Genomic DNA, 14889 nt, shown 5'->3' on the forward strand with positions numbered 1-14889 from the left:
CTGTATTAATGGAATAACTCATTGGTGTTCACTTTTCGTTTTTCCCCTCCAGGCACTTGAACAAATACTTCCTGAACGGCACCACCGCCAATCTGACAATAAATTAACCGTAAGGAGTGTAAACCTGCTTTTAGAGCTACCGCGCCCTTACGTACGTTGGGTCCATGGCTCGGCCCATTATCAACAATCAGCTCCCCATTAATATACAACTGATCCCCATCGTCAGAATTTGTATAAAAAGTATACACGCCGTCTTTTTCTGCATTAAAGTAGCCATCAAAAACCAAGGCGTAATTCTCCTGTCCTTTATACTGCCCTAAACCAAAATCATCGGCTCTGAACTCAACATCTGGTTTTTGTGCAACGGGCACCTCCTCACACTTCCAGTAGCGGCCGTCATAAAACTTTTTCATTAAGCCTAACTGCGCCTCTACCTTTTGTGCTTCAGCAAGCTTTTGCTTTTCAAACTCCACGGTATAAATCTTACTAAAAACGTTTCCTTTGTAGCTTCTGAACTTAACGGTACACGATTCTTCAATTGTAACCTCGGCCGTATATTTGTCCGATTCCGGTGTTGGCGCAGAACCATCAGTGGTATAATAAATATCCATTTCAGCCTCCGGGATATTGATCCGGAGCACTCCTTGATCGGTAAAGACCTGTTTTTCGTCGAACCCGGTTAGTTCAGGCAAGTGATAAAAAAGATCCTGAGCTTCAAAATAGTTATAGTGGGTTTTTAGGCGTTGCTCAAACGAGGCCAAATCCTTCAGACTCTTATCTGTCCAACCAGTTTCGGCAAGAGCCAACATGCGAGGCAGCACCTGATAGTACAGACGCTTGGTGTTAGGAATGCCTTCAGTCCACACATTACCCTGCACCCCAATAATGTGCTTGGCCATTGACGGTGTGAACCCCTCAGGAACGGGCTCGAAATTATACACCTTACTGGTAGGTGTTGCCGCATAAGTGAAATCAAAGTAATACTCAAAATCAGGTGTTACAATTACATCGTTGCCATTTTCGGCAGCTCCACTAATGGTATTAGGCGCCCAGTTTCGCCACCACATAACGGTTGAATGCTTGCTTACGCCTCCTTCAACAATTTCGTCCCAACCCAAAAGCTGTTTGCCTTTACCGGCCAAGAACGCCTCTATCTGATGATTGAAATGCGACTGCAGTTCATGCTCATTTTTCAGCTGGGCTTTCTTAATAGCTGCCTGACATTTAGAGCATTTCTTCCACTCATCTTTATTCACTTCATCGCCACCAATGTGAATGTATTTTGAAGGAAATAATTCGGCCACTTCACTCAACACATTCTCAATGAATTCATAAGTTGTTTCCTCTCCTAAACAAGCTGGGTAAGAAAAATGCGTACCCCAACCAGCCTTACCTGTACACGACAAATATGGGTAGTTTTCGATGGCCGCCTTGAAGTGTCCGGGAATGTCAATTTCCGGAATAATTTCAATATTGCGCTGAGCACAGTACTGTATCAAATCTCGAATATCGTCCTTGGTATAAAAACCACCGTATAGCTTTTGCCCATCAATGGTTTTATAATGTTTTTCAGGGATGATAAAGGTAGCATCTACTTCGGCTCGCTCCATACAGGTACTATCCTGACCATTGTGTTCGCGCCAGGCACCTTTCTCGGTTAGTAAAGGGTATTTATCAATTTGCAATCGCCACCCCTGATCATCGGTCAGGTGCAGGTGGAGCTTATTAAACTTGTAGTATACCATTTGATCAACCATCTGCTTTACCTCATCGAGCGTAAAGAAATGGCGCGACACATCCAGATGCATTCCTCGATATGCAAACCGTGGTTCATCATTAATTACACAGCATCTTAACTGAACGGCGTCTGAGCTCCTCAACGGCAACATCTGCAAAAAAGTTTGAAATCCATTTAACCAGCCCGCCCGGGAGGCACTATGAATAAGAATAGAATCCTTTTGCACACTTAACTGATACGCTTCCGGTCCATATTTGGGGTCGTGCACCAACACCAATGGAATGGCGGATTCTTCTGAATTAAACTGAAGCCCCTCTCTATTTTGTTGTGATTCGAACAAATTTCGCAGTGCTTGCCCATCCGGATGCTCACTTTGAATAGTTATTCCACTACCTATAGTTAGGTATTCTTCCTGATAAATTAACTCGTTTGGCTGCGGTATAATATCATACTTGTCAACGAAAATTACATCCTGACAACTCACCAAGGTCAAAAAAAATGATAATGTAAATAGTATTCTGCCCATTATATTCTGTAATAAGTTATGCAACAAAATTACTAAGCCACTTACAATGCTGCTTCGTTCAATTGTTCTGAAAGGGTTGATAAATGTTCCTACACCCCCACTTTTATCTGATAGTTTGGCAAATACATCTCATAAATAAGACAGCGCCTGGTTTACCCGGCAAAAGTGCTTCTGAAAAAAATTAAAAAGAAGCGAAAAAAATGGCTTTAGAGATTTGTCAACTTTAGAAAAAGTTTTACTTTTGCAGCGCTGTTGAGAAAAACAGACACCTGTTAAACGAACAGGCATGCGAAAATAGCTCAGTTGGTAGAGCACGACCTTGCCAAGGTCGGGGTCGCGGGTTCGAGTCCCGTTTTTCGCTCAGGGTTTAATAGTAATTAAAATTGAATGTGATTCTGCGGTCTGTTCAATTTTAGTTTGCCGATGTAGCTCAGGGGTAGAGCGCTTCCTTGGTAAGGAAGAGGTCACGAGTTCAATTCTCGTCATTGGCTCTGCAAAGAGGGTAATCATAACGATTGCCCTCTTTTTTTTGTTACCTACGCTACGCCTTATTCACAACAGCTTCATCAATACTATATCTCCCGGGTCCTTTACTGAATATCACAAACAACATTATGAGGAAATAAAATGGGACCTGAAACCCATTTTCTGAGGCTGAAAATCCGTTTCCCATGTGTACGGTTAAAATTGCTATCAGCATTATAAACATCAGTGGAATACTTATATAGCGGGTTAATAACCCTAGCATCAGAAAGAAAAAGCCGATAAACTCGAAAGTGGCGACTAATAACACACTTACGGTTGGCAAAGGAATATTTAAAGTCGCGAACCATTCGGCAGTGCCTCGAATGTTATCAAACTTTTTAACTGCCGGCTCAAAAAAGCCAAAGGCCAATGTTAGCCGCATAACCAGTAGCGCCCAGTCCCCTGTGCTGGAAGCTGCCGTGTTAACAAAATTGATTAATTTTTTCATACATTCAGATTTAGTTAATATTTAGTTGACGACAGGTTGGTTTGGTAATTACACATTGCCTAAGATATAATTAATATTCTTTTGTCAACTAACAAATAGCAAAAAAATATGTCAAACATACCTCTCGTAATATTTCATTATCAGAAGACAGCACAATGCAATAAGGGCGATACAAGTTATACACAACACCATTATCTCACATTTATTTTGTTCAACACATTTGTAAAATATCCCCTCAGGTGACTATCCCGACTAAGATATCGGCCGCATACACTCGATGCTCATCCTCCTGACAAATGTTACAATGAGCAAGTGCGGTTATAAAGCATGGCTTTTTAGTAAATATGTATGAAAGACCACTGCAATTCCAATTTATCTTACCCTGATGCCGCAGCATTGATTAGAACAAATCAAAAGCCTTGAACCATCAACCACAGCGTCCTACACGTCAAACTTGCGAAACAGGCCCATTGGCAATGTCCTCTAATATGCCTGTCTCAACAACAAAATCAACTTTCATAACGGAAAAAGCCGCTCCTCCTACTCTTTTCATGTTCTACCAGGTGCCAACTAACCTGTTATCCTGTGCAGCACATGCAAACAGCTAAACTAACTTTCAAGCTACAAGCCTGTAAATAAAAGGTGAATGCATCGTTAGCAATCATTTATATACCCTTTTACGACAATTAGTTTTCGATTTTAAACAATGGATCGAAAGCATTTTAATAATTTTGTGCCGCAAAGCAAAAACCACATTAATGAAAAACCAAAGTTTTAAAGCGCTATTACCAATAGTTGCGTTTCTTATTATGTACCTTGTTCCGGGATGGATAAGCGGTGATTTTTACAAGCTCCCCATCCTGATTCCATTTCTTATAGCGGCACTGATTGCCACACTAGTAGCCCCTGGTAAAAAGACCGTTCAAAAAGTTGATGTCTTTACCAAAGGCATGGGCGACTCTGGCATTATGCTGATGTGTGCCATTTTTTTATTGGCCGGAGCCTTTGCCAGTGTAGCAAAACAAATAGGCGCAGTAGATGCAACCGTAACAATTGGCCTTCACTTTCTACCCCAGGAAATACTTTTGGCAGGACTATTTATTATTGCCTGTTTCATCTCCCTTTCCGTTGGTACATCTGTTGGCACAGTTGTGGCATTAACACCCGTAGCTATTGGCCTGGCCGAATCAATAGAGATAAATGCAGCCATAGCTGTTGGAGCTGCCATTGGCGGAGCTATGTTTGGGGACAACCTGTCGATGATATCGGATACGACCATAGCGGCTGCCCGAACACAGCACTGCAGCATGCGCGATAAATTTAATGCGAACATTAAGCTGGTAATTCCCTCAGCTTTAATATCACTCATCGCCTACATTCTGTTGCCTTCTGGCAATATAGAGCAAACCGCAACCGTTGATTGGATCGACTATTTGAAGGTAACTCCTTATCTGGCTGTATTAATAGCTGCCATAATGGGGATGAATGTATTTTTAGTGCTAACCATAGGCATACTACTTGCGGGTGGCGTTGGCTTTATTGTTGGCGACCTTACTATTTGGTCGTTCTTTTCTGCTACCAGCAAAGGGATGCTAGGTATGTCCGAAATTATTATTGTTTCGTTACTGGTAGGAGGCATAGTGGAAGTCGTTCGTGTCAACGGCGGCATTGACTACATCATCAACCACATTGGCAAACGCACTAAAAGCAGCAAGGGAGCGGAATACAGCATCGCTCTACTGACTGGGGTTGTGAATATTTTCACGGCTAATAACACAATCGCCATTTTAATGTCGGGCCCTATTGTGAAAAAAATTGCAGATAAATTTGATATAGAAGGAAAACGGTCTGCAAGCCTTATGGATACTGCATCGTGCTTCGTACAGGGCAGCCTGCCATATGGTGCTCAGATATTAGCAGCTGTTGGATTGGCGGGAGGTGCCTTATCGCCCTTCGACATTATGAGCTATTTATTTTACCCATATTTGATGGGACTCACAATTTTGATATCCATCGCCATAAAAAAACCCACCCGGACGTAAGTCGGGGCAGGTTTTATTTTATCACTTATAATTAATTATTCCATGTCCTTGAGATACTTATAAAACTCGCTGTCAGTGGATAATATAATATGTGTCTGGTTATCAAAAGTCTTTTCATAAGTTTCCATCGACTTCACAAAACTATAGAGCTGGCGCGATTGCGCTGATTTATTGTAAGCGGCTGCGTAAATACCAGCAGCTTCAGCGTCGGCTTTTCCTTTAATTTCCTCGGCCGTTTTATAGGCTTCTGAAACAATGGTTTTTAATTCACGATCTTTTTCTCCGTTGATACGAGATGCTTCACCCTGGCCTTCCGACTTAAACTTATCGGCTATCCGATAGCGTTCACTCTTCATCCGCTCGTACACCTGAAGCTTTACCTTCTCCTCATAATCAATGCGCTTAAATCGAAAATCGAGGATAACAACCCCCAATTCTTTGGCCAGTTCATTAGCCGACTCCTGAATCATATCCTGTATTTTATCACGACCAATACTAATGGTTGTTAAACTGTCTCCAATCATTTCACCAATAATACCAGATGATACAGGCGTGCGGTTACTCGTACGCACCGCTTCCTCAATATTGTGCTTGGCAATAAAATTACGGGTTTGCCCATCCAGAATGTCATCCAGGCGAGAGTAGGCACCCCTTTCATTGTTCATTCGCTTATAGAATTGTAAGGGGTCGATTATTTGCCAACGCGCATAGGTATCCACAAAAATATATTTCTTGTCTTTAGTTGTTAACTGATTAGGGTCACCATCCCACTCCAGGTATCGCTTATCAAAGAAATGAGTTTCCTGCAGGAAGGGTAATTTAAATTTAATGCCCGGTGTGGTGATTGCATCGCCCACCGGCTTACCAAACTGTGTTACAACCACCTGCTCGGTTTCGTTAACAACGTAGGCTCCCTGAAGGACAAAAAACAGAATAATAACACTAAATACGATTAATATGATAGATTTCTTATTGCCCATTTTGACTTGATTTTTCTTGTGAAAGTTGCATTTGAAGTAATGGCAGTACGCTATTACCATTCTGGTCTGTAATGATTTTTTGCCCCAGCTTAGGAAGCACCGCCCCCATGGTTTCAAGGTAAATGCGTCGGCGAGTTACCTCAGGCGCCTTAATATACTCAGTATAAAGCGCATTGAATCGGGCCACATCTCCTTTGGCATTATTAACCCGCTCTGTTGCATATCCTTCTGCCATTTGAATCGTTTCTTTGGCCTGTCCGGCCGCTTTCGGTATCACCTTATTGTACTCAGCCTTAGCTTGGTTAATAAGTGTTTCCTTCTCTTGTTCGGCTTCGTTTACTGCATTGAATGCATCCCTCACCTGCTCAGGCGGATTCACATCCTGAAGCACGACCTGCTCTACCTTCACACCCAAAGAGTATTCACGGCAGATTTCCTGAATCAGCTCCTGCAGCTTAAGACTAATTTCCGAACGTCCAACAGTAATCACCTCATTAACCGTTCTGTCACCAACAATTTGTCGCATGGCCGACTCTGAAATATCACGTAAGGTAACTTCGGGGTTACGCACTTTAAAAAGATAGTTAAACGGATTGTCAATTCGGTACTGCACAACCCACTCCACATCAGCAAGATTCAGATCGCCTGTGAGCATGAGTGACTCTTCAATTGCTCCCTCGCTTGAATATTGTGAGCGCACCCCGGCTTTGCTTGTTCTAAATCCGAATTCCATCTTCTGTTGTCGTTCCACAGCCACTTTGTATACAGATTCAATCAATGGAATTTTGTAATTAAGTCCTGGTTCTACCGTGCGTACATATTTTCCAAACCGCACAATTACGCCAACTTCCATTGGCTCTATTTGAAAAAATGCCGTCCAGGCCAACACCGCAATGCCCACCATAACTACCAGCGACCTGATGTTTTTAAGTAATTTCTCAAGTATCCCGTTTGAGGAGTTGAGATTAAATTGGTTTGAAGCCATAAATTCTTGATTGTTTATTAAGAATAATTAGCACCTTAACGTTTAAAGTGCACCAATTATCAAATGTAATAAAATCGCCTTGTCTTGAGAAGAAAATGCCTTATTTATAATAAATAAGCCCGACACAAGGCCGGGCTCTATCGTTTTTGCAGATGATTAATTCATCACTTTATTCTTCATCCACATTCCTCATTGTAAGTGTTAATGGGAATTGTTTTCTAAATTGTATCTCCTGCTCCTTTGTCATCGTTTCGTAATCGATACCACTGCGAAACGCATGCTGTTTGCGCAGCTTCCACACGGTCGAATAGACCATGTCAAGTGCTTGAATATACTCATCGTAAGTGGTACTGTTACGGTACTCATAAAGAATCACGTACTTTTTACTACTCTCAATGTGGTTCTTTAAGCGTTTGGCAATCTTCTGAAGTTCTGCTTCTGAAGAAGCATTGAACGAGAACACTTCAATCCCATTGAAAAATGCCTCCTCCTTTGTGAGCATTTTGGCCTCTTTGGGCGGCAACAGGTTAAACAAGGCAGTGGAACGGCTGTTTACTTCCGATTCTGGCTTGGCTTTTGCCTCATAACCAATTTTCAGCAAATCGTTGATGCGCAGTGCATCTTTAACCACATCCACGTTTTTCATCGGGGTCGATTTATCAATCTTAAGAAGAATTGACTTTTTATTCGTATTCCCAGGTCGTTGTGCGACTTTACTCAACAAAGCAGTAGAATTATCTAATTGCACTTTCTCACCGTCTATCCAAAAATCACTGCCAAAAAGCACAAGTTTTGATAACACGTAAGTTTCATCATACACCTTTACAGACCTGGCTTCTGGCACGCTAATTAAAGGTTGATTTTTCTTTAAAGGCTCAGCACGCAAGTTAACCTGGTAATGTCCCACCAAAGCCTCTAAGGCCTCTTTTTCTGAAGTCTTTATAGCTTCTTCTTCTGTTACAGCAGGAGCCTCCCCTACTGCAGCCTCATCTTGCTCAACCACCAACTGTAGAGGCAATGTCTCCATCTTGGGTATTGGATCTAAAATAGAATGGCTTACATGATCTGCTTCGGTGATGAGAGCCTTTCCTGTCATGTTGGCAAAGAAGAAAAACGCCATTGTAAGCATTGGGATGACCAATAAGGCTTTTAGCTGACCGATTAATCCGGATTTTATTTTATTCATCATGGCTATTCGTTTTTTAATTGACAATAAATTAAAATTATTGACCAGCTCAACTGAGCGAATGCTGATTAACTGACTCAGTAAGAGAGACTGATAATCGAATAAGGCATGCCCCTGGTCAATCACTTGCCGGTCGGCAATGTACTCGTGACATGTTTTAATCGATTTCTGTATGCGCCATGTGAGCGGATTAAACCATTGAAATATCGTAATGATATGGGCCAATAGTAAATCCACAGTATGTTTATGTTGCACATGAACTTTTTCATGTGCTATTACCTGCTCAAATTCTTCAGATTGCAATGCTTCTTTGTTTATAAATACCCATTTTAAGAATGAAAATGATGGGACATCCTCATTGATCAACACAACAGACAAACCTTTATAGTCAATAACCCTGTTGCGCCTAATAATGCGGTAAATATTGAACATAAGCACCAACAAGCGTATAGTGAAGAAGAGCAAGCCTCCAATGTAGACATAAAATATAAAGCTTGACCAACTCAAAGAAAGCGACCCTTCACCCCCTGTATTGTGGAGAATTGGCTGTTGAACTGTAGCATCACTGCCATTGACAACATCCCTACCCCCAACTTGAAAAGCTGGTTCGGTCATCAATATCAATTCTTCGTAATAATTTCTGAACTCCGTAATTTTACTCAGTGTTGTTCCCAAATAATCAGCACTATCAAACGAAAACTGGACTGATGTTAGCGGCAAAATTAATGCTAATACCATCGACAGCATCAGATAGATGCGATTGAAAGTAAAGTAGGTTTCTTTCCTGAAAAACAGGATATAGCCCCCGTAAAAAAGGCTCAGGCACAAACCACTTTCGAACAAATAGATTAGGAACCGGGTCATTGCTTCTTCTTTTTAAGCTCTTCAAGCATTTTTATTGCTTCATTAACTTCTTCTATTTTTACATTTTTATTTTCAGAAAAGAAATTCACCACCTGCGACAACGAGTTGTTAAAATAACCTTTGACTAAACTACCCAATTGACTTTTCCGATATTCTTCCTTCGAAATTAAGGGGTAATACTCATACGTTCCCCCATATTTATTAAAACCAACAATTTCCTTTTTCACCAACACCCTTACAATAGTTGATACACTGTTGTATGGCGGTTTAGGGTCGGGCATTTGGGCAATTATATCTTTAATAAACCCCTTCTCAAGCTCCCAAAGAAGCTTCATAATTTTCTCTTCTGCCTTTGTTAAAGTTACCATTAAGATACTAAGTTAGTTAATCAGCTATTCAAAGCTAAAACTTAATTTTAAGTTTGTCAACTTATTTTTAAATAATTCAACTTAAAAATAAGTTTTACTACCAACCAAACCATCAAAAACTGCAGCACTTCTGTTTAATGGCGCAGGATACAAGACGGATTAAAAAAAAATAGTGAAGGCCTAAAAAAGTTCAAAACACATAGACACTTCATTCGTCAAGATTCATTAAACACCTATTTGGCAGGATACTTACGCATAATCGCCCTCACAACATACGGAATACTTTTCTTTCGCATTTCAGGATTCTCATCAATGGTTTTACTGGCTGCACTTTCCCAAATAAGTTGCTTCTGTTGAGCATCATAAACCGAGCAAAGTAAGGTGCCAACTTTATAATTATAGGTAGTTGTATGGCTTGAAGTATAGCCTCCCCAGCCGGGACCATAGCCCCAACCGGGACCAAAACCATAATAACCGCCATAGCCCATATAAACCTGAACATTGGGATGATACACCCTGGTTGTACTTGTTTGTTTTCGCTCATCATTGGTTAAAAAAAGACTGACAATCAAATCTCCTTCGCCTTTTTCAACCAGCTCAAGTCCCCGTTTTTTAAATTCTTCGGCAAATGCTGCTTCAATGCGCCTGCGGTCCAGCGAATTTAGCGCTTCACTTGTATTCTTATCCCATCCGTAAAATTCATACGTTTTAAAAGCATGAAAATTAACACTGCTATCGTAATCAGAAGTCGTTTTTATGCCTGAGCATGCACTCAACAAAAGAAGGATCATCAATATGAAAAAAAATTGTTTCATCGAATTAGATTTTAGTCGTTAATAACCAAAAGTAAGCATTATAAGCTAGTAAATCTATATAATAGTCACTCTGATGTTCAACCAGATAAACAGGCAATACCTAACATACAGGTTCACGAGGCGCTGCTTATTGCGGCCGATACCTATCCGTTTTGTCAGAAGGTGACATTCATCACAAGCTTGTTTGTTTAGGCAATGATTCGCTACTTTAGAGGTTTAAAATAGTATGTAGAATGAAAAATTATATCTTCCTCATAGGGATTGCCTTACTACTAAATGCCTGTAACCTTTATCAGGCGCCTGAACCCGAGAAAGGGGTCAGCAAGCTGCTGGCCAAAAAGCGCAAAGCTAACATTTCAAACCTTCATTATACCCTTTCGCTAGTAGTGCCCAATGACAAAGACGAACCTATTGACGGCCATTCACATATCCAATTCGACCTCAAATCAAGAAGCACAACCTACCTCGATTTTAAAGCCCAAGACGAACAGATACATCTGTTAGTAGTAAATGAAGATACCATTCTTAGCCCTGGTATTGTTAATGAACACATTAAACTGCCCAAAAAATCTTTACGTAAAGGCAGCAATACAGTTGAAGTAAGCTATACATTGGATGATGGCGCGTTAAATCGAAATAACGATTATTTCTATGCCCTTTTTGTACCTGATAGAGCCCGAACTGCTATTCCCTGCTTTGATCAGCCAGACATTAAAGGACGTTTTGCCGTTAAAATGGATTTACCTGAAGAATGGAGCGGCGTTGCAAATGGCAAAGCTACCATTAAGCAGGCCACAGAAGGACGCATTCAACTGGCATTTGCACCATCTCAGCCCATCAGTACCTACCTTTGGGCATTTACAGCCGGTAAATACCAATACGATTCGATAATATGGAAGGACAAAGAAATTGGTTTGTTTCATATGGTTGATGACACGGCTCGCTACAGTAGAAATATTAACGAAGTTTTCAGACAAACCACCGCCTCACTGGACTGGCTGGAAAAGTTTACGGACTTCAACTACCCGTTTGACGCATACAACCTGGTAGCCATCCCTTCCTTTCAGTTTGGCGGCATGGAACACCCGGGTGCCACCTACTACAGGGCAGAAAAGCTCTTTCTCGACCCTCACCCAACTCGTAACGAGGAACTGGCACGCGCCAATCTCATTGCGCATGAAACTGCACATATGTGGTTTGGTGACCTAGTGACGATGCCCTGGTTCGATGAAGTATGGCTGAAGGAAGTATTCGCCAATTTCATAGCGGATAAAATCACCCAACCCTGGTTTCCCGAAATGAATCATCAACTGCGTTTTCTTATGGCCCACTTCCCTCCGTCTTATGCCGTTGACAGAACAGCTGGTGCTAACCCGATTAGCCAACAACTTACTAATTTGCAGAATGCAGGTACACTATACGGGGGTATCATCTACCACAAATCGCCAATAGTAATGAAACAGCTGGAAAACATGGCTGGCGCAGAACAACTAAAGAGAGGCATACGTGAATATGTTAAGCAAAATGCTTACGGCAACGCCTCGTGGAACGATTTAATCACTTGCATTGACAAATACACACAAACAGACCTCTCTGTGTGGAGCAAGGCCTGGGTATTTGAAGCCGGTCGCCCGGTGATCCATTTTGAGCCAGCTGCCGACAATAAAGACATCTGGCTGCTTCATCAAACCCCTGAGCATCCGCAACTAAGCTCTGAAAAAACCTATTGGCCACAAGAAATAAATATTACTCAAGGCCAATCGCAGACACGTCAATACCAAATGTTTGATGCCAGCATCAAGCTGGACATCACCCCCGAGCAAGTCAATACATTATTTTTAGCTGATGATAAAGGCTATGGATTGGTTCGCCTCACTCAGCCGCAACTGAAGTTTTGGCTCAACAATGCCTTTCAAACAGACAATGATCTATTGCGTGGACGACTGACTATTAATCTTTATGAGAACTTTCTGGATGGCAGCATTCATCCAGATGCATTTGCCGAATACCTGCTGAAAGGCATAAAGCACGAATCCAACCAGTTGATTATTAATCAGATGTCCCAGCAACTACAGTCTGTCTATTGGCTATTCATGCCAGAAAAAAGCAGAAACAAACTAAGTCCTAAACTGGAGCAAGAACTCTGGCAATGCATGCTGTCGCAATCAAATATTTCCAGCAAGAAAACACTTTTGAGACTCTGGAGCAATGTCAGCACCAGCAAAAAAGCCATGGAGCAGCTAAGCCAGCTATTGCAGGGACAAATTCAGATTGACGGCATCCAGCTAAGTGACAATGACAGAATTAGCATTATTGCGCAGTTAAGTATTAAAGAGCATCCGCTTGCCAATGCGCTTAAAGAAGAGGTGATGTCACAATTAAAAAGTAAGCATAATAAAGAAAAACTAAGCTATCTACTTCCCTCCTTATCTGCCGATGCAACGGAGCGAGATGCCTTTTTCCTTTCTCTATCAAACCTTGAGAACAGGAAAAAAGAGGCCTGGGTGCAAAATGCATTAGCCTACCTTCACCATCCTTTGCGAACCAACCAGTCGATCAATTACCTGCCCAATACCCTGCAAATGCTTGAAGAGATACAACGCACGGGCGACATATTCTTTCCTATTGGCTGGCTGCATAACAGTTTTAAAGGCCATGCATCTAAGCAAGCTACCGAGGCAGTAAAACAGTTTTTAGATAACCATCCGAACTATCCACAACACCTTAAACTTAAGGTTCTGCAGAACATAGACATCACACAACGCGCTGCAGAAATTAAAGAAAAATACTATCAGTAAACCACACTAGGGCATAATAAAAAGCAAAGCCCGGCTCAACGAACCGGGCTTTGTTATATCTTTAAAAAAATATTAGCGAGAATAGTTAGGTGCTTCACGCGTAATAGTAACATCGTGCGGATGACTTTCATTCATTCCGGCATTAGATATTTTTGTAAACTTAGCGTTGTGCAGCTCAGCAATATTACCAGCGCCGCAATACCCCATACCGGCACGCAAACCACCAATTAGCTGATAAATTACCTCATACAAGGTTCCTTTATAAGGTACACGCGCTGAAATTCCTTCTGGCACTAATTTCTTGATATCATCTTCAACATCCTGAAAATAGCGATCTTTTGAACCTTGCTGCATGGCCTCAACAGAACCCATTCCTCGGTAAGCCTTAAATTTACGGCCGTTATAAATGATGGTATCACCCGGTGACTCATCAACTCCTGCGAACAAACCACCTAACATTACAGCGTGTGATCCGGCAGCCAGAGCTTTTACGATATCTCCAGAGTAACGAATTCCTCCGTCGGCAATAACAGGTACACCTGTTCCATCCAATGCTCTTGACACATCATAAATAGCCGATAATTGTGGTACACCTACACCCGCAATAACGCGTGTTGTACAAATAGAGCCAGGGCCAATACCAACTTTAACACCATCTGCTCCCGCTTTTACCAAATCAAGGGCAGCCTGTGCGGTTGCAATATTACCCACTACTACCTCGAGGTTCGGATATTTTTCTTTGGCTTTTTTTAGCGTTTCCAAAACGCCAACACTGTGCCCGTGAGCCGTGTCAATTACAATGGCATCTACATTCGCTTCTACCAACGCATCAATGCGCTCAAAAGTATCAGCAGTAATGCCCACTCCGGCAGCCACGCGCAAACGACCTTTTTCATCTTTACAAGCGTTAGGCTTATCCTTAGCTTTAGTAATATCCTTATAGGTTACCAAACCAACCAGCTTATTATTAGCATCCACAACAGGCAGTTTTTCAATCTTGTACTGCTGCAAAATAGCGGCTGCTTTTTCAAGGTCGGTAGTTTGGTTGGTAGTCACCAGGTTTTCGGTGGTCATCACCTCATCAATCAACCGGTTCATATCTGGCTCAAAGCGTAAATCACGATTCGTAACAATACCCACTAAATACCCATACTGATCAACAACCGGAATACCTCCAATTTTATATTCCTTCATTAAATCAAGAGCTTGGCCCACAGTGCTTCCCTGCAAAATTGTTACAGGATGATAAATCATACCATTCTCGGCACGTTTTACCATTTCCACTTGTTTGGCTTGATCCTTGATTGGCATATTTTTATGAATTACACCAATACCTCCTTCGCGTGCTATAGCCATAGCCAGACTCGCTTCGGTTACTGTATCCATTGCAGCAGATACAATTGGTGTCTTTAATTCAATATTTTTAGAGAAGCGTCCGTTTAATTTTACATCACGCGGCAACACCTGCGAATAGGCAGGAATAAGCAAAACATCATCAAATGTTAAACCTTCAGAAACGACTTTATCCTCAGTAAATGACATGGAACCTTGTTTTTTTGGGATTTAAAAATTTTGGCAAAATTAGTAAAAAAAACTACTCCTAGGTGCTAATTG

Annotated in this window: 10 protein-coding genes and 2 tRNA genes; 4 read left to right on the forward strand and 8 right to left on the reverse strand. The window is 41.5% G+C overall.

Features of this window, described 5'->3' with window-relative positions:
* Positions 1-5 precede the first annotated feature (5 nt).
* On the reverse strand, positions 6-2264 hold the full coding sequence (locus tag ACSX1H_RS13525; RefSeq protein ID WP_439184677.1) for a family 20 glycosylhydrolase: 2259 nt from the start codon (positions 2262-2264) through the stop codon (positions 6-8).
* 288 nt (positions 2265-2552) lie between these two features.
* Between ACSX1H_RS13525 and ACSX1H_RS13530 the strand changes: the two genes are divergently transcribed.
* Together ACSX1H_RS13530 and ACSX1H_RS13535 are read left to right on the forward strand one after the other, a co-directional pair.
* Positions 2553-2625: transfer RNA gene (locus ACSX1H_RS13530), tRNA-Gly, on the forward strand.
* Positions 2626-2683: 58 nt separating this feature from the next.
* A tRNA-Thr gene (locus ACSX1H_RS13535) sits at positions 2684-2755 on the forward strand.
* A 50-nt stretch (positions 2756-2805) separates the two neighbouring features.
* Here ACSX1H_RS13535 and ACSX1H_RS13540 read toward each other — a convergent pair.
* Positions 2806-3237 (reverse strand): HvfX family Cu-binding RiPP maturation protein, encoded by a 432-nt coding sequence (locus tag ACSX1H_RS13540; RefSeq protein WP_439184678.1) that lies wholly within the window; start codon positions 3235-3237, stop codon positions 2806-2808.
* A 758-nt stretch (positions 3238-3995) separates the two neighbouring features.
* Here ACSX1H_RS13540 and ACSX1H_RS13545 point away from each other — a divergent pair.
* Positions 3996-5279: a Na+/H+ antiporter NhaC family protein gene (locus ACSX1H_RS13545; RefSeq protein WP_439184679.1), complete on the forward strand. Its 1284-nt coding sequence runs from the start codon at positions 3996-3998 to the stop codon at positions 5277-5279.
* A 35-nt stretch (positions 5280-5314) separates the two neighbouring features.
* On the opposite strand, the gene hflC is transcribed toward ACSX1H_RS13545, so the two are convergent.
* The 5 genes from hflC to ACSX1H_RS13570 all read right to left on the reverse strand — a co-directional run bounded on the left by hflC (position 5315) and on the right by ACSX1H_RS13570 (position 10477).
* On the reverse strand, positions 5315-6259 hold the full coding sequence (hflC, locus tag ACSX1H_RS13550; RefSeq protein WP_439184680.1) for a protease modulator HflC: 945 nt from the start codon (positions 6257-6259) through the stop codon (positions 5315-5317).
* On the reverse strand, positions 6249-7244 hold the full coding sequence (hflK, locus tag ACSX1H_RS13555; protein WP_439184681.1) for an FtsH protease activity modulator HflK: 996 nt from the start codon (positions 7242-7244) through the stop codon (positions 6249-6251). Before hflK ends, hflC begins: the two co-directional genes overlap by 11 nt.
* Positions 7245-7413: 169 nt before the next feature.
* Positions 7414-9294, reverse strand: coding sequence for a M56 family metallopeptidase (locus tag ACSX1H_RS13560; RefSeq protein ID WP_439184682.1), 1881 nt, complete (start codon positions 9292-9294; stop codon positions 7414-7416).
* Positions 9291-9662: a BlaI/MecI/CopY family transcriptional regulator gene (locus tag ACSX1H_RS13565; RefSeq protein WP_439184683.1), complete on the reverse strand. Its 372-nt coding sequence runs from the start codon at positions 9660-9662 to the stop codon at positions 9291-9293. Before ACSX1H_RS13565 ends, ACSX1H_RS13560 begins: the two co-directional genes overlap by 4 nt.
* A 233-nt stretch (positions 9663-9895) precedes the next feature.
* Entirely contained in the window at positions 9896-10477 is a 582-nt protein-coding gene (locus ACSX1H_RS13570; protein ID WP_439184684.1) for a DUF4136 domain-containing protein, read from the reverse strand.
* A gap of 233 nt (positions 10478-10710) precedes the next feature.
* Between ACSX1H_RS13570 and ACSX1H_RS13575 the strand changes: the two genes are divergently transcribed.
* Positions 10711-13275: a M1 family metallopeptidase gene (locus ACSX1H_RS13575; protein WP_439184686.1), complete on the forward strand. Its 2565-nt coding sequence runs from the start codon at positions 10711-10713 to the stop codon at positions 13273-13275.
* 72 nt (positions 13276-13347) lie between these two features.
* Here ACSX1H_RS13575 and guaB read toward each other — a convergent pair whose 3' ends face one another.
* Entirely contained in the window at positions 13348-14817 is a 1470-nt protein-coding gene (gene guaB, locus ACSX1H_RS13580) for an IMP dehydrogenase (RefSeq protein WP_439184688.1), read from the reverse strand.
* Positions 14818-14889 lie beyond the last annotated feature (72 nt).

This window comes from Carboxylicivirga taeanensis, assembly GCF_051851475.1.
GTDB classification, from domain to species: domain Bacteria; phylum Bacteroidota; class Bacteroidia; order Bacteroidales; family Marinilabiliaceae; genus Carboxylicivirga; species Carboxylicivirga taeanensis.

What these genes read in the sequence shown, in the direction of transcription:
- hflK (WP_439184681.1), bottom strand. Translation starts at nt 7,244, where the DNA reads ATGGCTTCAAACCAATTTAATCTCAACTCCTCAAACGGGATACTTGAG.
- ACSX1H_RS13575 (WP_439184686.1), top strand. Translation starts at nt 10,711, where the DNA reads ATGAAAAATTATATCTTCCTCATAGGGATTGCCTTACTACTAAATGCC.
- hflC (WP_439184680.1), bottom strand. Translation starts at nt 6,259, where the DNA reads ATGGGCAATAAGAAATCTATCATATTAATCGTATTTAGTGTTATTATT.
- guaB (WP_439184688.1), bottom strand. Translation starts at nt 14,817, where the DNA reads ATGTCATTTACTGAGGATAAAGTCGTTTCTGAAGGTTTAACATTTGAT.
- ACSX1H_RS13570 (WP_439184684.1), bottom strand. Translation starts at nt 10,477, where the DNA reads ATGAAACAATTTTTTTTCATATTGATGATCCTTCTTTTGTTGAGTGCA.
- ACSX1H_RS13545 (WP_439184679.1), top strand. Translation starts at nt 3,996, where the DNA reads ATGAAAAACCAAAGTTTTAAAGCGCTATTACCAATAGTTGCGTTTCTT.
- ACSX1H_RS13560 (WP_439184682.1), bottom strand. Translation starts at nt 9,294, where the DNA reads ATGACCCGGTTCCTAATCTATTTGTTCGAAAGTGGTTTGTGCCTGAGC.
- ACSX1H_RS13525 (WP_439184677.1), bottom strand. Translation starts at nt 2,264, where the DNA reads ATGGGCAGAATACTATTTACATTATCATTTTTTTTGACCTTGGTGAGT.
- ACSX1H_RS13540 (WP_439184678.1), bottom strand. Translation starts at nt 3,237, where the DNA reads ATGAAAAAATTAATCAATTTTGTTAACACGGCAGCTTCCAGCACAGGG.
- ACSX1H_RS13565 (WP_439184683.1), bottom strand. Translation starts at nt 9,662, where the DNA reads ATGGTAACTTTAACAAAGGCAGAAGAGAAAATTATGAAGCTTCTTTGG.